This is a genomic window from Sphingobium fuliginis, from assembly GCF_015074805.1.
Lineage (GTDB): Bacteria > Pseudomonadota > Alphaproteobacteria > Sphingomonadales > Sphingomonadaceae > Sphingobium > Sphingobium fuliginis.
Window position 1 is genome coordinate 1,191,821 of record NZ_CP060035.1, and the last position, 23,900, is coordinate 1,215,720.

The 23,900-nt window shown below is 64.5% G+C and carries 20 protein-coding genes and 1 tRNA gene; 11 read left to right on the forward strand and 10 right to left on the reverse strand.

The features are described 5' to 3' along the window. Positions 1 to 11: 11 nt before the first annotated feature. The 3 genes from H5V43_RS05585 to H5V43_RS05595 are packed head-to-tail and all read right to left on the reverse strand — an operon-like array spanning position 12 to position 3,594. Positions 12 to 809: an inositol monophosphatase family protein gene (locus H5V43_RS05585; RefSeq protein WP_025548947.1), complete on the reverse strand. Its 798-nt coding sequence runs from the start codon at positions 807 to 809 to the stop codon at positions 12 to 14. A 16-nt stretch (positions 810 to 825) separates the two neighbouring features. Then, positions 826 to 2,052: a bifunctional glutamate N-acetyltransferase/amino-acid acetyltransferase ArgJ gene (gene argJ / locus H5V43_RS05590; RefSeq protein ID WP_025548945.1), complete on the reverse strand. Its 1,227-nt coding sequence runs from the start codon at positions 2,050 to 2,052 to the stop codon at positions 826 to 828. 30 nt (positions 2,053 to 2,082) lie between these two features. Next, positions 2,083 to 3,594 (reverse strand): ArnT family glycosyltransferase, encoded by a 1,512-nt coding sequence (locus tag H5V43_RS05595; RefSeq protein ID WP_025548944.1) that lies wholly within the window; start codon positions 3,592 to 3,594, stop codon positions 2,083 to 2,085. A 238-nt stretch (positions 3,595 to 3,832) separates the two neighbouring features. Here H5V43_RS05595 and secA point away from each other — a divergent pair, with 238 nt between their 5' ends. Further along, positions 3,833 to 6,562 carry a preprotein translocase subunit SecA gene (gene secA, locus H5V43_RS05600; RefSeq protein WP_193666790.1) on the forward strand — a complete coding sequence of 910 codons (2,730 nt, stop codon included), beginning with the start codon at positions 3,833 to 3,835 and terminating at the stop codon, positions 6,560 to 6,562. Between the two features lie 220 nt (positions 6,563 to 6,782). Here secA and H5V43_RS05605 read toward each other — a convergent pair whose 3' ends face one another. From H5V43_RS05605 to H5V43_RS05615, 3 genes are all read right to left on the reverse strand, one after another. After that, a complete protein-coding gene (locus tag H5V43_RS05605) occupies positions 6,783 to 7,241 on the reverse strand; it encodes a DUF983 domain-containing protein (RefSeq protein WP_200887615.1) in 459 nt (152 codons plus the stop codon). Between the two features lie 305 nt (positions 7,242 to 7,546). After that, on the reverse strand, positions 7,547 to 7,747 hold the full coding sequence (locus H5V43_RS05610; protein ID WP_025548941.1) for a hypothetical protein: 201 nt from the start codon (positions 7,745 to 7,747) through the stop codon (positions 7,547 to 7,549). 73 nt (positions 7,748 to 7,820) lie between these two features. After that, positions 7,821 to 7,910 (reverse strand) — tRNA-Ser (locus H5V43_RS05615). Positions 7,911 to 8,151: 241 nt separating this feature from the next. Here H5V43_RS05615 and H5V43_RS05620 point away from each other — a divergent pair. From H5V43_RS05620 to mazG, 10 genes are all read left to right on the forward strand, one after another. Next, a complete protein-coding gene (locus tag H5V43_RS05620) occupies positions 8,152 to 9,189 on the forward strand; it encodes a lytic murein transglycosylase (RefSeq protein ID WP_025548940.1) in 1,038 nt (345 codons plus the stop codon). An 80-nt stretch (positions 9,190 to 9,269) separates the two neighbouring features. Beyond that, positions 9,270 to 10,433: a D-alanyl-D-alanine carboxypeptidase family protein gene (locus tag H5V43_RS05625; RefSeq protein ID WP_025548938.1), complete on the forward strand. Its 1,164-nt coding sequence runs from the start codon at positions 9,270 to 9,272 to the stop codon at positions 10,431 to 10,433. Beyond that, positions 10,430 to 11,071, forward strand: a complete 642-nt coding sequence (tmk, locus tag H5V43_RS05630) for a dTMP kinase (RefSeq protein ID WP_025548937.1) — start codon at positions 10,430 to 10,432, stop codon at positions 11,069 to 11,071. The genes H5V43_RS05625 and tmk overlap by 4 nt, the downstream gene beginning before the upstream one ends. Beyond that, positions 11,068 to 12,030 carry an AAA family ATPase gene (locus H5V43_RS05635; protein ID WP_025548936.1) on the forward strand — a complete coding sequence of 321 codons (963 nt, stop codon included), beginning with the start codon at positions 11,068 to 11,070 and terminating at the stop codon, positions 12,028 to 12,030. Before tmk ends, H5V43_RS05635 begins: the two co-directional genes overlap by 4 nt. A 43-nt stretch (positions 12,031 to 12,073) precedes the next feature. Beyond that, on the forward strand, positions 12,074 to 13,636 hold the full coding sequence (gene metG, locus H5V43_RS05640) for a methionine--tRNA ligase (RefSeq protein ID WP_025548934.1): 1,563 nt from the start codon (positions 12,074 to 12,076) through the stop codon (positions 13,634 to 13,636). A 4-nt stretch (positions 13,637 to 13,640) separates the two neighbouring features. Beyond that, a complete protein-coding gene (locus H5V43_RS05645) occupies positions 13,641 to 14,414 on the forward strand; it encodes a TatD family hydrolase (protein WP_025548933.1) in 774 nt (257 codons plus the stop codon). After that, the gene (locus H5V43_RS05650; RefSeq protein ID WP_025548931.1) at positions 14,411 to 15,190 is read left to right on the forward strand and encodes an MBL fold metallo-hydrolase; all 780 of its coding nucleotides are present in this window, start codon (positions 14,411 to 14,413) and stop codon (positions 15,188 to 15,190) included. The genes H5V43_RS05645 and H5V43_RS05650 overlap by 4 nt, the downstream gene beginning before the upstream one ends. A 15-nt stretch (positions 15,191 to 15,205) precedes the next feature. Further along, entirely contained in the window at positions 15,206 to 15,856 is a 651-nt protein-coding gene (locus tag H5V43_RS05655; protein ID WP_025548930.1) for a retropepsin-like aspartic protease family protein, read from the forward strand. After that, on the forward strand, positions 15,853 to 17,148 hold the full coding sequence (locus H5V43_RS05660; RefSeq protein WP_025548929.1) for an MFS transporter: 1,296 nt from the start codon (positions 15,853 to 15,855) through the stop codon (positions 17,146 to 17,148). The genes H5V43_RS05655 and H5V43_RS05660 overlap by 4 nt, the downstream gene beginning before the upstream one ends. Before the next feature lie 132 nt (positions 17,149 to 17,280). Then, positions 17,281 to 18,069, forward strand: coding sequence for a nucleoside triphosphate pyrophosphohydrolase (mazG, locus tag H5V43_RS05665; RefSeq protein ID WP_025548927.1), 789 nt, complete (start codon positions 17,281 to 17,283; stop codon positions 18,067 to 18,069). Between the two features lie 58 nt (positions 18,070 to 18,127). Here mazG and hflX read toward each other — a convergent pair whose 3' ends face one another. From hflX to H5V43_RS05685, 4 genes are all read right to left on the reverse strand, one after another. After that, positions 18,128 to 19,459, reverse strand: coding sequence for a GTPase HflX (gene hflX, locus H5V43_RS05670; protein WP_025548926.1), 1,332 nt, complete (start codon positions 19,457 to 19,459; stop codon positions 18,128 to 18,130). Positions 19,460 to 19,524: 65 nt separating this feature from the next. Beyond that, positions 19,525 to 20,007, reverse strand: a complete 483-nt coding sequence (gene hfq, locus H5V43_RS05675) for an RNA chaperone Hfq (protein WP_025548924.1) — start codon at positions 20,005 to 20,007, stop codon at positions 19,525 to 19,527. A gap of 155 nt (positions 20,008 to 20,162) precedes the next feature. After that, positions 20,163 to 21,536, reverse strand: coding sequence for a nitrogen assimilation response regulator NtrX (gene ntrX, locus H5V43_RS05680; RefSeq protein ID WP_044662332.1), 1,374 nt, complete (start codon positions 21,534 to 21,536; stop codon positions 20,163 to 20,165). Then, on the reverse strand, positions 21,526 to 23,790 hold the full coding sequence (locus tag H5V43_RS05685) for a HAMP domain-containing histidine kinase (protein ID WP_025548923.1): 2,265 nt from the start codon (positions 23,788 to 23,790) through the stop codon (positions 21,526 to 21,528). Before H5V43_RS05685 ends, ntrX begins: the two co-directional genes overlap by 11 nt. Positions 23,791 to 23,900 lie beyond the last annotated feature (110 nt).

A 23,900-nucleotide genomic window follows, 5' to 3' on the forward strand; every position in this document is an offset into this window, starting at 1 on the left:
CCTTCCCTTCTTCAGCGGAACAACCGGTCCGCCGCCAGATCCCAGAGGCGCGGGGATGAAGCCCCCAGCAGCCCGCGCCGCAAATCGCCCACGACATAAGGCGATCCGTCCAGCCGCTGGCACAGGCCGCCCGCTTCGTTCACGAACAGCGTTCCCGCCGCATGATCCCAGGGCAGGGTGCGGGCAAAGACCGACAGGTCATTCTGTCCCAGCACCAGGCGCGGATATTGCTCGGCGGCGCAGCGGGGAATATCCACCAGCCGGAAAATGGCCTCCGACCGGCGTCTGACGTCGGCGCGCTCCTCCTCCGTCATGAAATAGACGGCAAGCGCCGCGATCGGCAGCGGTTCGCCGCTCTCCCGCGCATAGACCTGCTCCCCGTCGATATGGCTGCCGGCGCCCAATATGGCGTGGCACAGGCGTCCGGTCAGTGGGTCCAATATCCACCCGGCCAGGATCGTTCCTGCGTCCGCCAGCGCGACCATGATGCCGAAGGGCGGCCTTCCGGCGGCGAAATTCCCGGTCCCGTCGATCGGGTCGATGATCCAGTTCAGCCCTTCGCCGGCACGGTCCAATATGGCGGGGTCGGCGGCGCAGGCTTCCTCCCCGATGATGCCGGCTTCCGGCAGGATCGCCGCCAATCCTTCCGCCAGCCGGATTTCGCTTTCCCTGTCCGCGATGGTGACGAAATCGTCGGCCGCCTTCTCGCTGATCTCATGGCTGGCGAGGTTGCGGTAGCGCGGCATGACCACGTCCCGCCCCACCTCGCGCATCAGCGCCACGACCGGTTCATGCAATTCCGTCGGCATCAGGGCCGTCCTTTTCTCAACTGCGATAATCCGCGTTGATCGAAATATAGCCATGGGTCAGGTCGCAGGTCCAAACCGTCGCCCGGCCGTCGCCCAGCCCCAGATCGACGCCGATCGCTATGTCCTGCCCCTTGAGATGCGCGGCCACCGGCGCCTCGTCATAGCCCTCGACCGCCAGACCGCCCGACGCCACCTGGGTCGCGCCGAAACGGATGGAAAGCCTGTCGCGATCCGCAGGCTCTCCCGCCTTGCCGATCGCCATGACCACGCGGCCCCAATTGGCGTCCTCACCCGCAATGGCGGTCTTCACCAGCGGCGAGTTGGCGATGGAAAGGGCGATGCGATGCGCGCTGGCGTCGCTTTCCGCGCCCTCGACGGCGATCTCGACGAATTTCGTCGCGCCTTCCCCGTCGCGCACCACCAGATGCGCAAGCTGGCGGCAGAGATCGTCCAAGGCGGCCGCGAAGGCGTCCGCCCCGGCATCCTCCATGGAGGCGAGCGGCGCATTGCCCGCCTTGCCGGTGGCGAAGGCCAGCACCGTATCGCTGGTGGAGGTGTCGCTGTCGACGGTGATGCAGGAAAAGCTCGTCCGGTTGGCGGCGGACAGCATCTGCTGCAACAGCTTGGGCTCGATGGCCGCGTCGGTGAAGATATAGCCCAGCATCGTCGCCATGTCGGGCGCGATCATGCCGGACCCCTTGATGATCCCGACAAGCTCGACCCGCGCGCCGCCGATCATGGCGGAGGCGCGGGCGCCCTTGGCATAGGTGTCGGTCGTGCCGATGGTGGTCGCCGCATCCTCCCAGCCGCAGGGCGCGGCGGCAAAGGCGGCTTCCAGCCCCGCCTCTGCCTTGTCCACCGGCAGCGGAACGCCGATCACCCCGGTGGAGGAGATGAAGACGTCCGACGGCTGGCAGTCCAGATGGTTCGCGACCTTGGCGGCAATCGCCTCCACCGCCGCGCGGCCCCGGTGCCCGGTGAAGGCATTGGCATTGCCGGCATTCACCACCAGAGCCCGTGCGGAACCGAGCGGAATGGCGTCCCGGCACCATTCGACTTCCGGGGAAGGGCATTTGCTCTGCGTCGTGACGCCCGCGACCGCCGTGCCTTCGCTCAGCTCGACATAGGTGAGGTCGCAGCGATCCCAATTCTTGTATCGCGCCCGCGCTACGCGAGCCGTGACGCCTGCCACGGGCGGAAGGTCGGGGAAAGCGGCGGGGGCGAGGGGGGAGCGTTCAGTCATGCCCGTCGCTTAGCGCAATATGCCCGCCCGTCAACGGCGAGATGGGCGGACATAGAGCTTTCCGACGCCGTCCGGCATGGCCAGCATCCGGTAGGCGCGCCGCTTCGCATAGGCGATCAGGCTGTCGTCGGGCCGCAGCGGCAGTTTGCGAGTCCCCATTTCATATCCGACCAGGATCGCCTCGGGCGGATCGCGGTCCAGATCGGCCAGGGTCGCCGGTATCATGGCATGGATGCGCCGGGCTTCCGCGCCCTCCATCGTCCATCCCGTCCGGTACACGAAGGGGCCCGGCGCGAACCGCCGGTCGATGTTGAGCCCGCTGTCGACCAGTTGCTGGGGCGAAAGGGTGACGATCTCGTCGTCGCCGGTCAGCCTGCGCACCTGCGCGCCGGCCCAGCGCGCATGGTCGCTCGCCGCCAATATCGGCGATCCATGACCCGCCATGGCGATGACATGGCGGGTCGCCGGCAGCAGCCCCGGCACGGCGGACAGGCAGAGCGATGCGATCAGGACCGGACGGGCGCGACGGGGCCAGGCCCGTGCGTCGTCCAGCATGAAGCCGAGCGCCAGGCCCAGCGGCGGCAGCAACGGCATCACATATTGAAGCTGGGACGGCGTCGGCAGCGCGGCCCCGATCAGTCCGCCGCCGATCATCCAACAGGCAAGGCGCCTTTCGGGCGGACCGGCCCGGCCGCGACTTGCCCATCCATGGGCGATGATGGCTGCCAGGCTGAGCAGCGCCGGCCCCCGCCAAAGATATTTGGCGAGATCCCCGAACTTCTCGCCCCATGACAGTTCGTCGCCCGCGCCATTGGCTGCATACCAGGCAAAGGGGCCGCTTGCCGCAAAGGTGACGACTCCATAGAAAAAGGCGGCCGGCGCAAGGGCGCTGGCGACGAGCATGGGCGCAAGCCCCGCCAGCGCGCCAAGGGCCAGCCAGACGGCATGGCGCGGGCGGGCCAGCAATGCAAAGCCGCCGACCGCCGCCCCCAATGGGATGAAATTGAGCTTGGCGGCGACGGCCAGCCCGAAGAACAGCCCCGCTCCAAACCAATGGCGTCGCCCACCGGCTTGCAGTGCAATCACCGAAAGAAGCATCGCCAATGTGGCCAGCATGGTGGGCAGCATGTCGTTGCGGGTCACGCTCGCGGTGAACTGAAAGGCGGCGGTCGCGGCGATGAAGGCAGTCGCAAGGGCCGCGCTGGCGCGCGATATGCCCGCGCGCCGTTGCGCGAAATGGAGCAGCAGCAGCGTGATCAGGGCGCAGGCCGCCGTGGCGAGCCGCATGGCGACCAGCATCCTGCCCGGGAAACCGAGGGCCAGGGGCGCGAACAGCCAGGCATGAAGCGGCGGTTGCAGGTACAGGAAGTCGCGATAGATCAGCAGGTGCGAGCTGAACCATGCGCCTGCTATATATTGGCTCTCATCATGATCGAACGGCGTCGCAAGCGCCGCGATCCCGAACCACAGCAAAGCCGCGGCCGTCGCCGCCACAGGCAAGGTCGCGCCGCGCGGTTCCACGCGGGCAGGGCTGGAGATCATCGTCAAATCGCTCTCATTCCTCAGGCTTCGGCACCGGCGCCGTCACTGGACGCCGCGATCCGCCCATATCCTGCTTCCGCCCATGTCCGGCACGGAAAAATCCGCTTGATCGCTCATTATTACGCCCTCGCGACATACCCGCTCTGATTGACTAACGCCCGTGCGCGCCCTAAATCGCCGCGCATGTCCGCGTGCATCGCCCCAAAGGCGTGCGCGTCCCCTTTTGTCAGGAACTTGCATGTTCGGCGCACTCGCCAAGTCTATTTTCGGCTCCTCCAACGACCGCTACGTGAAGTCGCTGGGCAAGACCGTCGAACAGATCGCCTCTTTCGAACCCACCATCTCGGCCATGACGGACGAGGAACTGACGGCGCAGACCCTGCGGTTCCGGGAACGGCTGGCGCAGGGCGAGACGCTGGACGACCTGCTGCCCGAAGCTTTCGCCACGGTGCGCGAGGCCGCCAGGCGGACGCTGGGCCAGCGCCATTATGACGTGCAGATGGTGGGCGGCATCGTGCTTCATCGCGGCGAGATCGCGGAAATGCGCACCGGCGAGGGCAAGACGCTGGTCGCGACGCTCGCCACCTATCTGAACGCGCTGGAGGGCAAGGGCGTCCACGTCGTCACGGTGAACGACTATCTGGCCAGCCGCGACTGCGAATGGATGGGGCAGGTCTATCGCTTCCTGGGCCTTACCACCGGCGTCATCGTGCCGAACCTGTCGGAAGACCAGCGGCGCGAGGCCTATAACGCCGACATCACCTATGCGACGAACAACGAACTCGGCTTCGACTATCTGCGCGACAATATGAAATATGACCGCGCATCGATGGTGCAGCGGCCGTTCAACTTCGCCATCGTCGACGAGGTGGACTCGATCCTGATCGACGAAGCCCGCACGCCGCTGATCATCTCCGGCCCCACCGACGACAAGTCGGAACTCTATGTCGCCGTCGACGCCATCGTGAAGCGGCTGGACGACAGCGACTATGAGAAGGACGAGAAGCAGCGCACCGTCACCCTGACGGAGGACGGCACCGAGAAGATCGAGCGCATGCTGGAGGAGGCCGGGCTGCTGCAAGGCGCCAACCTCTATGATTTCGAGAACACCGCCGTCGTCCATCACGTCAACCAGGCGCTGCGCGCGAACGTCATGTTCCGCCGCGACATCGATTACATCGTCAAGGACGGCAAGGTCATCATCATCGATGAATTCACCGGCCGCATGATGGACGGCCGCCGCTGGTCGGACGGCCTGCACCAGGCGGTGGAAGCCAAGGAAGGCGTGAATATCGAGCCGGAGAACCAGACGCTCGCCTCCATCACCTTCCAGAATTATTTCCGCATGTACCCCAAGCTTGGCGGCATGACGGGCACGGCCGCGACCGAAGCGACCGAATTCTACGAAATCTACAAGATGAACGTCGTCACCATCCCGACCAACCGGCCGGTGCAGCGTGTCGATGAGGAAGACAGCTTCTACAAGAATCTGGAGGACAAGTTCCGCGGCATCGCCAAGACCATCAAGGTCCATGCGGAGCAGGGCCAGCCGGTCCTCGTCGGCACCGTGTCGATCGAAAAGTCGGAAATGCTGTCCGAATTCCTGACGCAGCAGGGGGTGAAGCACGCCGTCCTCAACGCCCGCTTCCATGAGAGCGAAGCGCATATCGTGGCGCAGGCGGGCCGCAAGGGCGCCGTCACCATCGCCACCAACATGGCCGGGCGCGGCACCGACATCAAGCTGGGCGGCAACCTGGAATTCCGCGTCGAGGACGAGCTGCGGGACATGCCGGAAGGCCCGGAGCGCGAAGCCGCCATCGCCCGCATCGATGCCGAGATCGAGGCGGAGAAGCAGGAAGTGCTCGCCGCCGGCGGCCTGTTCGTGCTGGGCACGGAACGCCATGAAAGCCGCCGCATCGACAATCAGCTTCGCGGCCGCTCGGGCCGTCAGGGCGATCCCGGCCTGTCGCGCTTTTATCTCAGCCTCGACGACGATCTTATGCGCATCTTCGGCCCGGACACAATGTTCGCGAAGATGATCCGCTCCAATCTGGAAGATGGCGAGGCGCTGCCGCCCTCGAAATGGCTCAGCAAGGCGATCGAGACCGCGCAGAAGAAGGTCGAGGCGCGCAACTACGACATCCGCAAGCAGGTCGTCGAATATGACGACGTGATGAACGACCAGCGCAAGGTCATTTACGAGCAGCGCAGCGACATCATGGACGCGGAGACGGTGGACGATGTCGTCGTCGACATGCGGCATGAGACGGTCAACGATCTGGTCGGCGCGTCCTGCCCGCCGGGCACCTACCCCGAACAGTGGGACATGGAGCGGCTGAAGGCCCGCACGGCCGAAGTGCTGAACCTGGAACCCGATTTCGACGGCTGGCTGGCTGAGGACCATGTCGATCCGGAAATGATCGAGGAACGGCTGAGGGCACTGGCGGACGAGGCGGTGGCCGACAAGGTCAAGGAACTCGATCCCGAAAACTGGCACATGATCGAGAAGTCGATCCTGCTCCAGAGCCTGGACCACCATTGGAAGGAGCATCTGTCGACTCTCGACGCGCTCCGCCAGGTCGTCCATCTGCGCGCCTATGCGCAAAAGACGCCGATCAACGAATATAAGCAGGAAGCCTTTGCCCTGTTCGAACGCATGCTGGGCAATATCCGCGAGGATGTGACCGGCTCCATCGCGCGCGTCCAGTTCCGCATGGAAGAGCCGCTGCCGGAATTCGACCTGCCGGTGCTGCCCGACTTCATCACCACCCATATCGACCCCTTTTCGGGCGAGGATAATAGCGGCGACATCGACGGCGGGCAGATCAGCGGGATCACGACCACCCTGCCGCGTCCGCCGGTGGGCGGACAGGGCGGAGAATTCGCCAATCTGGACATCAGCCGCAATGCGCCATGCCCCTGCGGCTCGGGCCAGAAATACAAGCATTGCCACGGCGCGCTCAGCTAGGCTGTGTGGGGATTCAGCCCATGGCGGGCTGCAAATGGCGGCTTTCTGCTTGGAAGAATGCGACAGCAGGAAACCGGAGCGCGCGACCTGCGCCCGATTTGACGCAGCGCGCTCCGGAACAAGCCCGTCGTTTCAACAATGGGCATGCTGACCCGGCTTCAGCAGGACGAAGGGAATAAGGCCGGGGCAATCGCGCGATATGGCTGAATGCCGATACAGCCTAATCGCCGGGCCCGTCCCCATGCAGTTTCGCCCATAATTGGGCTGTACCCGCTTCCTGCGCCTTGTTCACATATTGGGCGGCGATCAGCCAACCCTTGATTGGTCGCAACGGAAGCACTGTCGTCAGGATCAGCACCGGGACACCGACGGCCAAATGCACCCAAAGGCCCGGCCGCGCCAAAATCTCCAGCATGATGATGAAGACCACGCCCGGAACGCAGGCGAATAGCTGCACGAATACGGCTGGCCCGTCCGCCGGATCGGCAAAATCATAATTCAGCCCGCAAATCTCGCAATGATCGCGCACCGTAAGGAAGCCGCGGAAGATATGTCCCTCGCCGCATCGGGGACAACGGCCGAAGGGGCCGGTCTCCATTGGAGAAAGCCGCTTCCAGCGACCTTCCATTTCCGCCGCCGGTTGCATCGTTGTTATCCTGTCCGTGTCGCTCATCGTCATGCCATTCTGCCTGTCGCAGAAATGTCGTCATATCCTGCGGATTTTCAATTGGGCTTTTTGCCCCAGGGCAGTCTGCCCCCGCTCATGGAATTGACGTTACGGAAAGCAGCGTTCTACCTTTGGGTAGATTGCCAAGAACATCTGCACCTGCTAATCCGGGGAGGATTTGGATGCCCGACAGCAAACAAATCGCGCTCCCGGCTTTCCCTTGCCCGGGAGCGCTTTTTATTTGCAATGCATTGCGACGCCAAAAGTTCCCGCCAGCCTGATGGCCGATAGGCCCATGATAATGGGCATGAAGCCGATCAGGGCTCCCGTTCCATCGCATCATGAAGGACCTGATCGGGACAGGACATGGCAAGGGCCCTGACCTTGTAGCGCAGCGCAAGTTCGCGATGGACCGCAACCTCCTGCGACGAAGCGCTGCGCCTTTCAGCAGCATCGGCTTTCGCGGCTTCTTCTCTTGCGCGCCGGAACATGTAGCGCGCATCGTTATCGGCAGACATCGTCACCTCCGATGATTGTCGACCGCTTCTAGCATGAAGAAAACCGCCGCGCTTTAACGGGGATCAAATTGGATGGCGGACAGGGTGGGATTCGAACCCACGGTGAGCGTGAACCCACGGCGGTTTTCAAGACCGCTGCCTTAAACCACTCGGCCACCTGTCCGTCGCCACGCTTCCGGGAGCGATTTCCAGCCGATCGAACCGATCGCTGGTCGGGAAATCGCGGAAAACAGCGCAGCGATCCGATTCAGTCAGATCGAAACCCGCTCTAGCGAACCCGGCGGCCTTGCCAAGCGTAAAAATGGCGGGAAGGCGGTTTCATCGCCCGAATGGCGCCGTGCGCCATTAAGGGGATTCACGCCACGCCATCCCTGTGCAACAAAAGGGCTTAAGGAGATTCTTCAATGCGTTCGTCGATCATGTCGCTGTTGCTGGGGCTCGCCGCCGTCATGGCGGGCGGTCTGACGGCGGACAGCGTCAGCGCGCAGGAGGATGTCGCCTTTCGCGCCTATCTGGAATCCCTCCGCCCGAAGGCGCGGACCATGGGCATCCGGGATACGACCCTGGATAGCGTTTTCCCGGGCCTGACCCCCAATCCCCGCGTGGTTCAGCTCGACCAGAACCAGCCTGGCGGCGGCGCCTACGCCCCCATTCCCAATTTCGAGCCATATCGCCGCCAGCATGTCGACGCGGCGCGCATCGGCCGGGGCCGCACGGCCTATCTCGCCAACCGCGCCCGGCTCGCCCGGATCGAGGCGGAGACCGGCGTGCCGGAGGAGGTCATGGTCGCCATTTACGGCCATGAGACAAATTACGGCGCCTATACCGGCGATTTCGACCTGATCCGCTCACTCGCGACCCTTTCCTATGAGGGGCGCCGCCGGACATTGTTCGAACCGGAACTGCTGGCGACGCTCAAGATGCTGGACAATGGCGTGCCGCGCAGCCGCCTGGTGGGCAGTTGGGCGGGCGCGACCGGTTATCCCCAGTTCCTGCCCAGCGTCTATCTGCGGTTGGGCAAGGACGGCGACGGCGACGGAAGGGTCGACATCTGGAACAGCGAAGCCGATGCGCTCGCCTCCATCGCCAATTATTTCGTCCATGCCGGATGGCGCCGGGGCCAGCCGTGGGGCATTGCGGTGTCCGTTCCCGCCGGTCTCGACCGCTCCGGCCTTGCCGCCCGCACCAGCCCCGCCCGCTGCCCGCGCGTGTTCAATCGCCACAGCCGCTGGCTCAGCATGGCCGAATGGCGGCGCATGGGGATCGTGCCCAGCGGCGGCGGCTGGCCCGCCGACCGGGTGATGGCGACGCTGCTGGAACCCGATGGGCCGGGCAAGACGGCTTATCTGCTCACCAGCAACTACCGGGCGATCCTCGACTATAATTGTTCGAATTTCTACGCATTGTCGGTCGGCCTGCTCGCCGACGCGGTGAAGCAATAGAGCGCTTTGCTATTGGTCCTGCCATGGCTAATGAATGTGCTAGGCACTCGAAGAATCCACCAGTCCGAAGGCAATCCTGCATGAAGAAGTCCATCGCCGCCCTCCTGTTCGTCGGGTTGCTCTCCACGCCGCTGACCGCCGCCGCGCCGCCCTATAGCAGCGAAGCGCCGATCGCCTATATGAAGGACCTGTCGTCAGGCGCGGTGCTCTATAACAAGGGTGGCGACACGCGGATGCCGCCTGCCTCCATGGCGAAGATGATGACGGCCCATGTCGCCTTCCGCCTGATCCAGAAGGGCGACCTGAAGCTCGACCAGAAATTTACCGTCCGCCCGGAAACCTGGCAGCAATGGCATGGCCCGCAGGCCGGTTCGACCATGTTCCTGTCGCCGGGCGAGCAGGTGTCGGTGGAAAATCTGCTGCACGGCATCGTCACCCTTTCCGGCAATGACGCCTGCGTCGTGCTGGCGGAGGGCATTGCCGGGACCGAGCAGGCCTTCGTCGCGCTGATGAATCAGGAGGCGAAGCGTCTGGGCCTCAAGAACAGCAATTTCGGCACCAGCAATGGCTGGCCGGACGAAGGCGTCACCTATGTCACCGCCGCCGACCTGGCGACGCTGGCCGAAGCGACGATCGAGGAAACGCCCAACCTCTACAAGAAATTCTACGCCACGCGCAGCTTCACCTGGGGCAAGACGATGGGCGGCGCGGACATCGAGCAGGGCAACCGCAATCCCATATTGGGCAAGGTGGCCGGGGCCGACGGGCTCAAGACCGGGCATACCCAGGAAGCGGGTTTCGGCTTCACCGGATCGGCCGAGCAGGAGGGGCGTCGTCTGGTCATGGTCGTCGCGGGCCTGACCAGCTTCAATCAGCGGATTGCTGAATCCGTGCGCTTCATGGACTGGGGCTTCCGCGCATGGAAGGCGCAGCCGCTGTTCAAGAAGGGCCAGACCGTCGAGACCGCCGAAGTGCAGCTTGGCAGCGCGACCAGCGTGCCGCTGGTGGCGCCGCAGGACATGGCCGTGACCCTGCCTCGCGCCGCATCGTCCAACATCTCGGTCAAGGTCGCCTATACCGGCCCGATCAAGGCGCCCATCGCCAAGGGGCAGAGGATCGCGCAACTGATCGTCTCGACCCCCGATACCCCGCCGCAGATCCTGCCGCTGGTCGCCGGCGAGGATGTCTCCGAAGCCGGCATTTTCGGCCGCCTGTGGAACGGGCTGAAGTCGTTCTTCGGGTGACCGACGCCCGGACGACAGGGGGGCGCTTCATCTCTCTGGAAGGCGGGGAGGGCGCGGGCAAGTCGACCCAGTTGAGCGCGCTTGCCGCGGCCCTGCGCGCGCGCGGCCTGGAAGTGGTGGAAACCCGCGAACCCGGCGGCAGCGAAGGGGCGGAGGCCATTCGGGCCCTCCTGCTGACCGGTGGCGCGGACCGCTGGAGCCCTCGCGCCGAAGCGCTGCTGTTCGCCGCTGCCCGTGCCGATCATGTCGAAAAGACGATCCGCCCGGCGCTGGAGCGCGGCGCATGGGTGCTTTCCGACCGCTTCCTGGACAGCAGCCGCGCCTATCAGGGCATGGGTTCGCTGACCGACGCGGACATATTGGCGCTTCACCGGATCGGCAGCGACGGTTTCCTGCCCGACCGGACGCTCTTCCTCACCCTGGCGGAGGAGGAGGCGAGCGCTCGCGCCCAATCCCGCGATGGGGATGCTGCGGACAGGATCGGTGGGCGTGACCGGGACTTTCACCGGGCCGTCTCGACGGCCTTCCATCGGTTCGCGCAGCAGGAACCGGCGCGCTTCCTGACCGTCGATGCCTCTGGCGAAGCCGAAGCCGTGACGGCAAGGCTGCTGCATGCCTTGCAGGACCTGCTGCCATGACGCCGCTGCTCGGCCATGACGGGCAGGCCCGCACCCTGATCGGCGCGGCGCGAAGCGGCCGCCTGCACCATGGCTGGATATTGGCCGGCCCACGCGGCATCGGCAAGGCAAGCTTCGCCCGCGCCATGGCGCTGCGCCTGCTGGCGGAGGCAGCGGGCCCGGCCATCGCGGCCGACGGGCTGGACGTGCCGCACGACCACCCGATCCGTCGTCTGTTCGAGGCCGACGCCCACCCCGACTATGCGGAGCTTTTCTGCCTGGAAAGGGAAAGCGGCACCGCGCGCAACATCACGGTCGATCAGGTCCGGGGCCTGCAGCGCCTGATCCAGTCGGCTCCCTCCATGTCCTCGCGGCGGATCGTCGTCATCGACAGCGCCGACGATCTGGAGCGCGGCGCGGCCAATGCGCTGCTCAAGAATCTGGAAGAGCCGCCGGCCGACATGCTGTTCCTGCTGGTCAGCCATGCGCCCGGCCGCCTGCTGCCGACCATCCGCTCCCGCTGCCGCACCCTGCGCTTCGACAGCTTGGGTGAGGATGCCATGCGGAGCATCCTCTACAAGGCGGACGCAGGCCTGTCTGCGGACGAACTGACGGCGCTGGTCCGCGCAGGCGAGGGGTCTCCCGGCAAGGCATTGCGCTATGCCGGCCTCAACATAGCGGACATCGAGCATTCGCTGGCGGCGATCGCCGCCGACGGCGACCCCGGCAATCGCCATCGGCTGATCCTGGCCAAGATGCTTTCATCAAAAAGCGCACGGCCCCGTTATGAGGCCTTTCTGGAGCGTGCCCCGGCCTTCATCGCGGCGGCGGCGCGCCAGCGGCAGGGGGACGATCTCGGCAAGGCGCTGGACCATTGGGAAGCCGCCCGTCAGCTTGCAGGCGGAGCCATCATCCTGTCGCTCGAACCGGGGGCGGTGGTTTTCGAACTGGCGGGGCATGTTGCGGCCCTTGCCCGCTGAAAAGCGGCTTTGCGCAAGGGCTAACACCCGCTAGGGAAGGCCCATGTCCAAGCCCTATACCATCACGACCGCCATCAGCTACCCCAATGGCCGCCCGCATATCGGCCACGCCTATGAAGTGATCGCCACCGATGCGATCGCCCGTTTCCAGCGGATGATGGGCCGCGACGTCTTCTTCCAGACCGGCACGGACGAACATGGCCTTAAAATGGCCCAGACCGCCCGCGGCCGGAACATGGAGCCACGCGCGCTTGCCGATGAAATGTCCGGATATTTCAGGGCTATGAACGACGGTCTGAATATCAGCTATGATCGTTTCATCCGCACCAGCGAGCCGGATCACCATCGCGCCAGCCAGGCGATCTGGCAGGCGATGGAGGCCAATGGCGACCTCTATCTCGGCCGGTATGAAGGCTGGTATTCGGTGCGCGACGAAGCCTTTTACGACGAAAAGGAACTGACCGAAGGGGAGGGCGGGCAGAAGCTCTCGCCCCAGGGCACGCCGGTGGAATGGACGGTGGAGGAAAGCTGGTTCTTCCGCCTGTCGGCCTATCAGCAGAAGCTGCTGGACCTCTACGCGAGCCAGCCTGATTTCATCCAGCCCGACAGCCGCCGCAATGAGATCATGCGCTTCGTCGAAGGCGGACTGTCCGACCTCAGCGTGTCGCGCACCAGCTTCGACTGGGGCGTGAAGGTGCCGGGCAGCGACGGCCATGTCATGTATGTGTGGGTGGACGCGCTCACCAATTACATCACCGGCTGCGGCTATCCCGACGATGCCGAACGCATGGCCCGTTACTGGTCGGAAGGAGGCGACATCACGCATATCATCGGCAAGGATATCGTGCGTTTTCATACCGTTTACTGGCCGGCCTTCCTGATGAGCGCGAAGCTGCCTTTGCCCAAGCAGGTGTTCGGCCACGGCTTCCTCCTCAACCGGGGGGAGAAGATGTCGAAGTCGCTCGGCAATGTGGCCGATCCGATGGAACTGGCGGAGGGCTTCGGCGTGGACCAGCTTCGCTATTTCCTGCTGTCGGAAGTCACCTTCGGCAATGACGGCAGCTACAGCGCGGAGGCGATCGTCGCCCGTTCGAACAGCGACCTCGCCAATAGTTTCGGCAATCTCGCCCAGCGGACGCTGAGCTTCATCGCCAAGAATCTCGAAGGCCGTCTGCCGGAACCGGCGGCGCAGGATGTCGACCGCGATCTTCTTGCAACCGTGGGAGAAGCGGCCCGGACTTTCCAGGGCGCCATGGCCGACCTTGCGCCATCGACCGCCATCGAAGCCTGGATGCGTGCGGTCTTTGCCTGTAACGCCTATATCGACGCGCAGGCGCCCTGGACGCTCCGCAAGACAGATCCCGCCCGGATGGAGGCCGTGCTCGCCACCCTCTACGAAGCCATCGCCGATCTCGCCATCATCGTCCAGCCGGTCATCCCGGCAAGCGCCTCCGCCCTGCTCCAGCAGATGGGGGTAGCCGAGGATGGCCGCAGCTATGCCGCCATCGCCACTGACTGGTATGCGCAACTGCGCGCGTCGGGCTTTACCTTGAGCCCGCCCAAGCCGCTTTTCCCGCGGCTCGAACTGCCCGTCGAAGAGGCATAAGGACATGTTCATCGACAGCCATTGCCACTTGAATTACAAAGGGTTGATCGAGGATCAGCAGAATGTGCTCGAACGGGCGCGTGGCGCCGGCGTCGGCCTGATGCTCAACATCGCCACGCGGGAAAGCGAGTGGGACGATGTGCTGGACACCGCGTTGCGCGAACCCGATGTCTGGGCAACCGTCGGCATCCATCCGCATGAGGCAGACGAGCATCCGCATGTCGATACGGCGAAGCTCGTCGAACGCGCTTCCCACCCGCGTATCGTCGGCATAGGCGAGACCGGCCTCGATTATTATTACGACCATAGCGACCGCGAGCGGCAGCAACGCAGCTTCCGCGCCCACATCGCCGCCTCCCGCGGAACCGGCCTGCCGCTGATCGTCCACACCCGCGATGCGGAGGAAGACACGCTCGCGATCATGCGCGATGAAATGGGGAAGGGCGCCTATGGCGGGGTCATACACTGCTTCACCGCCAGCGGCGCCTTTGCCGATGCGGCGATGGAACTGGGTTTCCTTATCAGCATTTCGGGTATCGTGACCTTCAGGAACGCCAGGGATTTGCAGGAAACGGCCGCGCGCCTGCCGCTCGAAAGCCTGCTGATCGAGACTGACTCCCCGTTCCTCGCGCCGGTTCCCCATCGCGGCAAGCCCTGCGAACCGGCGTTCGTGGCGGACACTGCCCGTTTCCTGGCGAATTTGCGGGGCGAGAGTGTCGAGCAGCTGGCCGAGGCGACGTCAGCCAATTTCCGCAAGCTGTTCAGCAAGGCGGCATGAGCCTCAAGCTCACCATCCTGGGCAGCGGCACCTCTTCGGGCGTTCCCCGGATCGGCAATGACTGGGGCGCATGCGACCCGCAGGAGCCGAAGAACCGCCGCACCCGGGCATCGATCCTGATCGAAAGCCCCACGACCCGGCTGCTGATCGACACATCACCGGATATGCGCACCCAGTTGCTGGCGGCCGATGTCGTGCAGATCGACGCCATATTGTGGACGCATGACCATGCCGACCACAGCCACGGCCTGGACGACGTCCGTCAGCTTTACCATCATCGCGGCACGCCCGTGCCCGGCTATGCACGCCCCCAGACGCTCCGCCTGCTCCGTGAACGCTTCGGCTATGCCTTCGAAGGGCGTCACGGTTATCATCCGACGATCGAACCCCATGCGCTGCCGGACGGCCTGCGCATCGGGGACATCGGCATCGCCTGCACGGATCAGCCCCATGGCGAGATATTCTCCACCGGCTTCCGCTTCACGCATGATGGTCATTCCATTGGCTATGCCACTGATTTTCATGACATAACGGTCGACATGCTGGCGCTGTACGATGGGCTGGACATCTGGGTTGTCGATGCCCTGCGGGAAAAGCCGCATCCGACGCACGCGCATCTGGCGCTTACCCTGGATGCCGTTCAGGCCGTAAGGCCCCGCCGTGCCATATTGATCCATATGGACCAGAGCATGGATTATGCGACGCTCCGCCGGACACTCCCCGAAGGCGTCGAACCGGGCTATGACGGGCTGGTGGCCGAACTGGGCGCGACATAGGGGGCGGGGCAGGGGATGGATGGCGATCAGGCAATGTCCAGTCTCTGGTATGTGCTGGCGCTTGTCCTGGTCGGGTCGGCCCTGATTGCCCGGCGCGCCCCGATGGGCGGGCTCATGCGCATGGCCATGCTCTGGATCGTCATCTTCGCCGTCCTCCTCGGGCTGTTCAAGGCTGGCGAGAAGTCCGGTCTGTTTTCCAGCCGCTTATATGGGGCCGGGGACGAATCCCCTCCATTGTCGACCAATGCCGCGTCGACCAATGCCGCGCCGGCGGCCTTGCCGTCCGCGCATGTGGAGGGACAGGCCTTGCGAATCCCGGTCGCGCCCGACGGTCATTATTGGGTGGAGGGAATGGTCAACGGGAACCCGACGCGCTTTCTGATCGACAGCGGCGCCAGCGTCACCGCCCTGTCAGTGGAGGCGGCCCGCGGTTCCGGCCTGAACTTCGACCTGAACGCGCCCGGCGTCAGCATGATGACCGCCAACGGCAAGATCGACGCCAAGCGCTCGACCATCGCCACGCTGGTGGTCGGCCCGATCCGGGCCAGCGATCTCGACATCGTCGTTTCCCCGGCTTTCGGAGAGGTCAATGTGATCGGCATGAACATGCTGTCGCGCCTGAAAAGCTGGTCCGTGCAAAATGGAGAGATGGTGCTGACCCCATGACGTCATCGACCGCAGCACCCGATCAGCGTCAGCGCCTGAAGGCCATCATCGGCGGCTCCACCGGCAATCTGGTCGAATGGTATGACTGGTATGCCTATTCCGCCTTCACCCTCTATTTCGCCCAGCATTTCTTCCCGAGCGAGGACCGCACGGCGCAATTGCTGAGTGCCGCGGGGATTTTCGCCGTGGGCTTTCTGATGCGACCCATCGGCGCCTGGCTGATGGGCGTCTATGCCGATCGCCATGGCCGGAAAAGCGGCCTGACGCTGTCCGTGGCCCTGATGTGCGCCGGCTCCTTGCTGATCGCCGTCACGCCCTCCTATGATAGCGTCGGGGTGGCCGCGCCCTTGCTGCTGGTGCTTGCGCGCCTGATGCAGGGACTGTCGATCGGCGGCGAATATGGCGCCAGCGCGACCTATCTGTCCGAAATGGCGGGGCGCAACCGCCGCGGCTTTTTCTCCAGCTTCCAATATGTGACCCTGATCGCGGGGCAACTTGTCGCCATCTGCGTCCTGCTGGCGCTCCAGGCCATGCTGACCGAGGCCGAACTGGATGCCTGGGGCTGGCGCATTCCGTTCCTGATCGGCGGAGCGCTGGCGATCATCGTCTTCTGGCTGCGGCGCGGCCTGGCCGAAACCCAGAGCTTTGCCGTGGCCAGGGCGGAGGGCGCCCCCAAATCCGGATTCATGGAACTCGTGACCCGGCATCCGCGCGAGACGCTGACGGTGATGCTGCTGACGGCAGGCGGCACGATCGCCTTTTACGCCTATTCCATCTACATGCAGAAATTCCTGGTCAACACCAGCGGCCTCAGTCGGGAAATAGCGTCGCAAATCAATGGCATAACGCTTTTTCTTTTCATGCTGCTTCAGCCTGTCGCGGGGGCGCTTTCCGACCGCATCGGGCGCAAGCCGCTGATGATCGGCTTCGGCCTGCTCGGCGTCCTGTGCACCTATCCCATCTTCGCGACGCTGGCCGTCACCAAGGACCCGTGGGCGGCGGGGCTGCTCGTAATGGCCGGCCTGGTGATCGTGACCGGCTACACTTCGATCAACGCGGTGGTGAAGGCGGAATTGTTTCCCGCCCATATCCGCGCATTGGGAGTGGCTTTGCCTTATGCGCTGGCCAACACCTTGTTCGGCGGCACCGCGGAATTCGTCGCTCTCTGGTTCAAGCAGATCGGCGACGAACAGGCATTCTACATCTATGTGACGGTGATGATCGGCATCTCCCTGATCGTCTATATCCGCATGCCCGATACGCGGCAGCATAGCCGGATAGTGGAAGATTGAGGAAGCGAGGATCATCACATATTTAACATAATCCTTATTATCGAACTAAGATATTCATTGCCGGAAGCTGGCCTTGGCCCATCCGGCACCCTATCATCCTCCCAATCCCACCCATTTGATCCAGAGTCCTGCATGTCATCCAACAGCAAGGCGAGTCCCGCCGACATCATGCCGCTCGCCAAAGTCATGGCACGGCTGCGCGATCCCGACACCGGTTGCCCCTGGGATGTCGAACAGGACTTCGCCAGCATCGCGCCCTATACGATCGAGGAAGCCTATGAAGTCGCCGACGCCATAGAGCGCGACGATATGGCGGCCCTGCGGGACGAACTTGGCGATCTGCTGCTGCAGGTCGCCTTCCATAGCCGTATGGCGGAACAGGCCGGCCATTTCACATTGCAGGAGGTCATCGACGGCATCACGGAAAAGATGATCCGCCGTCATCCCCACGTCTTTGGCGAAGGAACCGGACGCACGGATGGCCATGCCCAATGGGAAGCCATCAAGGCCGCCGAGCGCGCCGAGAAGGAACCCGATCCAAGCGCGCTGGCGGGAGTCGCCATTGCGCTGCCCGCCCTGCTCCGCGCCGAAAAGCTTCAGAAACGCGCAGCCCGCACGGGGTTCGACTGGCCCGACATCGGCGGCGTCATCGACAAGATCGAAGAAGAACTGGACGAGGTGCAGGCGGCGACTACCCAGGCCGAACGGGAGGAGGAAGTGGGCGACCTTCTCTTTGCCGTGGTCAACCTCGCCCGTCATCTGAAAGTCGATCCGGAAGTCGCCCTGCGCGCCGCCAATGGCAAGTTCGACAAGCGTTTCCGCATCATGGAGGGACTGGCCGGCGAGGACTTTCCCGCGCTTCCGCTCGATGAGAAAGAAGGTCTGTGGCAACAGGCGAAGCGGCAGTTACGACAGGCTTGATAAGGCGACATGGTACTGGACAGGCCGGAACCCGGTTCCAGCATTTCGTCCAGTAAGGTTAATTTCCTCGGCGCTTGAGGAACCGCGCCAGCGCGGAATCGGACAGCCGGACATCCACCAGCATATCCTCGGCCTCCGCCCTGCTGCCGATCACCTCGCCATGTTCGTGCAGCCACGCCATCCCCGCACCGTCCGCCAGCGGCACATGCAGGTGATGGACCTGCGCCCCGGCGGTCAACCGGGTGCTGATCGCGCGCTGGAGGTCATCGACACCCTCGCCGGTCAGGGCGGACAGGATCACCACATCGTTCCGCCGCACCGCCGTCTCCCGCGCCAGCGTCGCCGCATCTTCGTCCAGCAGGTCCAGCTTGTTCCACGCTTCGATGATCGGCGGCGGTTCATCGCCCTCGCCCCCCTCCAGAGCCCCTTCCCCCGCGACGCCAAGCTCGCCCAGCACATCCATGACGTCGTCGCGCTGGGCGTCGCTGTCTGGATGCGCTATGTCGCGGACGTGGACGATCAGATCGGCCGACAGCACTTCCTCCAACGTCGCGCGGAACGCCGCGATCAACTGCGTCGGCAGGTCCGAAACGAACCCGACGGTGTCGGAAAGAATGGCCTTGTCCAGTCCCGGCAAGGCGATCTGCCGCATCGTGGGATCGAGCGTCGCGAACAGCAAATCCTCCGCCATGACGTCAGCCCCGGTCAGCCGGTTGAACAGCGTGGACTTGCCCGCATTGGTATAGCCCACCAGCGCGATCACCGGCCAGGGGGCCCGCTGCCGCCGCGCCCGGTGCAGGCCGCGCGTCTTCGTCACCTGATCCAGCTCCCGCCTGATCTTCGCCATCCGGTCGCGGATCATCCGCCGGTCAGCCTCGATCTGCGTTTCGCCCGGACCGCCCAGGAAACCGAAGCCGCCGCGCTGCCGCTCAAGGTGGGTCCAGCTTCGCACCAGCCGCCCGGCCTGGTAATCCAGATGCGCCAGTTCGACCTGCAGGCGCCCCTCATTGGTCGCGGCGCGCTCACCGAATATCTCCAGGATCAGGCCGGTCCGGTCGATGACCTTGGTTTCGGTCGCCTTTTCCAGATTGCTCTGCTGCACGGGGCTGAGCGCATTGTCGACGATGACCAGTTCCGCCTCTTCGGCCCGCGCCAGCGTCGCGATCTGGTCCACCTGACCGCTGCCGAACAGGGTTGCGGGCTTGCGGTCGCGCACGCGAAAGGCCTGCGCCGCGCGCACGTCGATGCCGATGGCAAGGGCAAGGCCCCTCGCCTCCTCCAGCCGCGCATCGCTGTCGCGACGTTCCGGACCATGGACATCGGCGCGCACGACAATGGCGCGCGCGCCGCGCGACACCTCGTCATCGGAATCTCGGTTGAAGACAGCCATGGTGGCTTAACGCTTCCGGCCCCCGCCGGCTTCATCGGAAACCGGGCGAGGACAAGAAAAAGCGTTCAATCCTCGCCCTCACCCTCGCCGGTGAGGTCCAGCGCGTGCAGCGGCTGCACGGTGGAAATCGCATGCTTGTAGACGAGCTGGACCATGCCGTCCCGCTCCAGCAGCATGCAGAAGAGGTCGAAGGCGGCGATTTCGCCCTGCAACATGACGCCGTTCACCAGGAACATCGTCACCGGGCTGCCGGACTTGCGCACCGCGCTCAGGAAGATTTCCTGGAGCAGCTTCGACTTGCCATTGCCGTCGCTGGCCTTCCGCAATTCGGTCAGATCCATGGATTGCGCGGGCATGACGGTCGAAATCGCATGCTTGTACACCAGCTGCGACTGCCCGTCCCGCCGCAGCAGCACGGAAAAATTGTCGAACCAGGTGATGATGCCCTGCAGCTTCACACCCTTGACCAGGAACATGGTCACGGGCGTCTTGCTCTTGCGCAGGCTGTTCAGGAAGATGTCTTGAAGGTTGTTCACTTTGTCGGCCATGGTCTTCACCAGTCCTTTATTGGCGGGACGTTACCCGCTCTCGCACCCTTAAGCAGAGTGTCTTGCCCGCCCCCGCCTGTCGGAAGCGAGGCAAGCCTACCGCAATTGCGAAGGGCCGTCCATGCCCTGTTTGGCTGAAGATCGTTCAGTTTACCTCAACCATCCTTGCCATCCGTAATTCCCAGCAGCTTCAACTTCCGGTGCAGGGCCGAACGTTCCATGCCGATGAAGGTGGCGGTACGGGAAATATTGCCCGAAAAGCGGCGGATCTGGATGCGCAGATATTCCCGCTCAAAGCTTTCCCGCGCCTCGCGGAGCGGCGCGCCCATGATCGCTGACTGCCCCATCCCCTCCGAACCGCCGTTGCTCGTCAGTTCGGCCGGCAGCATGTCCAGTTCGATCCGCCCGATCCGCTCGCCCGGCGCCAGGATCATCGTCCGCTCGATGACGTTGCGAAGCTGACGGACGTTGCCCGGCCATTCATTGGCCTGCAAGGCGGCCATGGCGTCGCTGGCGATCTCCGGCGGCGGCACCCGGCGCTCCGCCGCGAAACGGGCGAGATAATGTTCGACCAGCGGTGGAATGTCATCCCGGCGCTCGGCCAGCGGCGGGATGATGAGGGGCACGACGTTGAGCCGATAGAAGAGGTCCTCGCGGAAACGCCGCTCCTCGATCTCCGTCGCCAGGTTGAGCGCGGTCGAGGAAATGACGCGGACATCCACCTTTACCTGCCGCTGCCCGCCGACGCGGGTGAAGCTCTGATCCGTCAGCACGCGCAGGATCTTCGCCTGCGTCGTAAGCGGCATGTCCGCGATTTCGTCGAGGTAGAGCGTGCCGCCATGCGCCTGCTCCAGATAGCCGGGACGCACCAGCCCGCTCGGGTCCTCGACGCCGAACAGCTCTTCCTCGACACGATCCGGGTCCATCCGCGCGGCGGCGACGATGATGAAGGGCGCGTCCGCCCGCCCGCTCCAGCTATGCAGCATGCGCGCGGCGACTTCCTTGCCGACGCCCGCCGGCCCGGAAATCAGCACCCGGCTGCCCGTCCCCGCCACCTTCTTGATCGTGGCGCGAACGGCATTGATCGCCGCCGAAGTGCCGGTCAGTTCGTCATCCTGCCCGAAACGGGCGCGCAGCACCTGATTTTCGCGCCGCAGCCGCTCCGTCTCCGTCGCGCGGGACACCAGATGCAGCAGCCGGTCCGCCTCGAACGGCTTTTCGATGAAGTCCGCCGCTCCCTTCCGGATGGCGGCGACGGCGGTATCGATATTGCCATGGCCGGAGATCATGAGCACCGGAATGGTCGCATCCCGCCGCTTGATCTCGTCCAGCAGTTCCAGCCCGTCCAGCTTCGATCCCTGCAACCACACGTCCAGCAACACCAGCGAAGGCCGCCGGGCGTCCAGCGCCTCGATCGCGCTGTCGCTATTGGCGGCGGTGCGGGTGGTGAAGCCCTCATCCTCCAGGACGCCCGCGACCAGATCGCGAATGTCCTCCTCATCGTCGACTATCAGAATATCAAGCGCCATTGGCTGTCACTTTTCCAGTCGTTTTTCCATGGGGCAAGGCGATGACCTGCCCCTCTTCCAATTTCTCGAGCGCCGCCACCGGGAAGCGCAACGTCACGCGCGCGCCCCCGCCATCGGCGTCGTCGAAGCGGATTTCGCCCATATGCTCCTCGACAATCTTCTTCACGATGGCGAGGCCCAGGCCCGTGCCCTTGGTCCGGGTGGTCATATAAGGCTCCAATATGCGTTCGCGTTCCGGCGGCAGGCCGATGCCATTGTCCTGCACCGCGATCAGCAGGTTGCCGCCGTCATGCTCCACCGTCATGGACACCTGCCCGCGCCAATGGTCGCCATCCGCGGCGGGCTTGGGCTCGATCGCCTCGACGGCGTTCTTGACGATGTTGGTGAGCGCCTGGCCCAATTGCCGGCGGTCGCAGACCATTTCCGCATCGCCATCCATGGAATGATATTCGAAGCGAATATCGGGATGGGCGACTTCGTGCAGGAACAGCGCGTGGCGGGCGATGTCGTCGATCCGCTCGCGCCGGAACACCGGCTTGGGCATGCGCGCGAAGGAGGAGAATTCGTCGACGATCCGCCGCAGGTCGCCCACCTGCCGCACGATGGTGCCCGTCAGGCGCGTAAAGGTGGCCTTGTCGCTCGTCACCTCCTCGGCATAGCGGCGTTGCAGCCGTTCGGCCGCAAGCTGGATCGGGGTCAGCGGGTTCTTGATCTCATGCGCGATCCGCCGCGCCACGTCGGACCATGCCGCCCGCCGCTGGTCGGAAAGCTGCTGCGTGATGTCGTCGAAGGTCAGGATGTGGCGCGACGCATCCTCCGAAACCTTGACCGCCAGCGTCCGCACGTCGCCATGGGCGCGGATCTGGACGATGCCCGCATCCTCCTCCGAAGCGATCAGCGCCGCCAGTTCGGGCGACACTTCGGTCAGCGGACAGCCCACCGGATCGTCCCCCTCCCGCACCAATATGGCGGCCGCCGAACTGTTGAGCAGCAGGATGATGCCGTCGCGGTCCACCGACAGCACGCCGGCCGACACGCCCGACAGGATCGCCTCGATGAAGGCGCGGCGTTCATCGAGCTGGCTGTTCGCCGCGACCAGCGCGCCGGTCTGCGCTTCCAGCCTCTGCGTCATCCGGTTGAACGCGGCGGCCAATGTGCCGATCTCATCCCGCGCCTGGGGGCTGGTCACGCGGGCCGACAGGTCGCCCGCCGTGATCCGCCGGGCAGCCATGACCAGTTCGTTCACGGGCCGCACCATCCAGTCGGCGACCTTCAGCGCGATATAGACCGCCACGCCCACCAGCAGCAGCGATCCCACGAACAGCAATATGTTGAAGCGCAACTGCAAGGCGCGGGACTGCGCGGCGAAAATGTCGTAATCCGACAACACCTTCTGCGCCCGCTCGACGTTGCTGAACGCCGTCGAACCGGAATCGCGGGTGGCGTAGAGATAGATTTTCGCGTTGGGATAGAGCAGCGTCACCGCCTCGATCTGGTTGGGCTTGGCGGCGACCACCACATCCTCGCCTGCTTCCAGTCGCTTCACCACATCGGGCGTCAGCATCTCCGACGCCGGCCGGCTTTCCGGATCGACCGTCGCCGCCGTGCGCGCCACGCCGTCCTTGCCGATCTCGATGATCGCGGAACGGTTCAGCTTCCGCGTGACGACCTGATAGATATAACCTTCGGCAAAGCGCGGGCTGGAGACTTTCGACTGGCTCAGATAATCGCGCAGGTCGCTCGCCATGGTGACGGTTTCGTCACGCACGTCGCGCAGGTTCTGCTCATAATAGCCCCGCGCCAGGTCGCTCGCATTTTGCAGCATGCCCCGCGCACTGTCGGAAAACCAGAACTGCACGCCATATTGGAACAGCAGGGAGGCGAAGATCACCACCAGCAGCATGGGCACGCTGGCGACGATGGAGAATATCGCCACCAGACGGACGTGCAACTGCCCGTCGCTCCCTATGGCGGATTGGGCCGCGCGCCGCTTCGCCACCCGCCGTCCCAGCAGCACCAGCAGCGCAATCGCCGGCACCAGATTGGCGACCAGCAGCAACGCCACGATGGGCGGGGTCAGCAATGTGTAGGATTGCCCCTGTCCCGTCAGCAGGAAATAGGTGATGCCCGCCATGCCCAGGAACAGGACAAGCGTCACCGCCTCCACCACCGCGGCAAGGCGGCGGCGCAGGAAAAGGGGGAAATGCCTTTTCCATGCCCGGCCCCGCGCCGGCAGAGTCACTGCGCCTTCCATAGTGGCTTGGTTACAACATTAATGTGCCCGATCAAACACAGTAATTGATGGGCATGGCGCTTCCGGTCGAAAAGAGCGGTCGGTTCGTCGCCGCCGCCCGGAACGGTCGA

Coding starts and splice junctions, on each gene's coding strand:
- H5V43_RS05585 (WP_025548947.1), bottom strand. CDS start 809: ATGCCGACGGAATTGCATGAACCGGTCGTGGCGCTGATGCGCGAGGTG.
- argJ (WP_025548945.1), bottom strand. CDS start 2,052: ATGACTGAACGCTCCCCCCTCGCCCCCGCCGCTTTCCCCGACCTTCCG.
- H5V43_RS05595 (WP_025548944.1), bottom strand. CDS start 3,594: ATGATCTCCAGCCCTGCCCGCGTGGAACCGCGCGGCGCGACCTTGCCT.
- secA (WP_193666790.1), top strand. CDS start 3,833: ATGTTCGGCGCACTCGCCAAGTCTATTTTCGGCTCCTCCAACGACCGC.
- H5V43_RS05605 (WP_200887615.1), bottom strand. CDS start 7,241: ATGACGATGAGCGACACGGACAGGATAACAACGATGCAACCGGCGGCG.
- H5V43_RS05610 (WP_025548941.1), bottom strand. CDS start 7,747: ATGTCTGCCGATAACGATGCGCGCTACATGTTCCGGCGCGCAAGAGAA.
- H5V43_RS05620 (WP_025548940.1), top strand. CDS start 8,152: ATGCGTTCGTCGATCATGTCGCTGTTGCTGGGGCTCGCCGCCGTCATG.
- H5V43_RS05625 (WP_025548938.1), top strand. CDS start 9,270: ATGAAGAAGTCCATCGCCGCCCTCCTGTTCGTCGGGTTGCTCTCCACG.
- H5V43_RS05635 (WP_025548936.1), top strand. CDS start 11,068: ATGACGCCGCTGCTCGGCCATGACGGGCAGGCCCGCACCCTGATCGGC.
- metG (WP_025548934.1), top strand. CDS start 12,074: ATGTCCAAGCCCTATACCATCACGACCGCCATCAGCTACCCCAATGGC.
- H5V43_RS05645 (WP_025548933.1), top strand. CDS start 13,641: ATGTTCATCGACAGCCATTGCCACTTGAATTACAAAGGGTTGATCGAG.
- H5V43_RS05650 (WP_025548931.1), top strand. CDS start 14,411: ATGAGCCTCAAGCTCACCATCCTGGGCAGCGGCACCTCTTCGGGCGTT.
- H5V43_RS05655 (WP_025548930.1), top strand. CDS start 15,206: ATGGATGGCGATCAGGCAATGTCCAGTCTCTGGTATGTGCTGGCGCTT.
- H5V43_RS05660 (WP_025548929.1), top strand. CDS start 15,853: ATGACGTCATCGACCGCAGCACCCGATCAGCGTCAGCGCCTGAAGGCC.
- mazG (WP_025548927.1), top strand. CDS start 17,281: ATGTCATCCAACAGCAAGGCGAGTCCCGCCGACATCATGCCGCTCGCC.
- hflX (WP_025548926.1), bottom strand. CDS start 19,459: ATGGCTGTCTTCAACCGAGATTCCGATGACGAGGTGTCGCGCGGCGCG.
- hfq (WP_025548924.1), bottom strand. CDS start 20,007: ATGGCCGACAAAGTGAACAACCTTCAAGACATCTTCCTGAACAGCCTG.
- ntrX (WP_044662332.1), bottom strand. CDS start 21,536: ATGGCGCTTGATATTCTGATAGTCGACGATGAGGAGGACATTCGCGAT.
- H5V43_RS05685 (WP_025548923.1), bottom strand. CDS start 23,790: ATGGAAGGCGCAGTGACTCTGCCGGCGCGGGGCCGGGCATGGAAAAGG.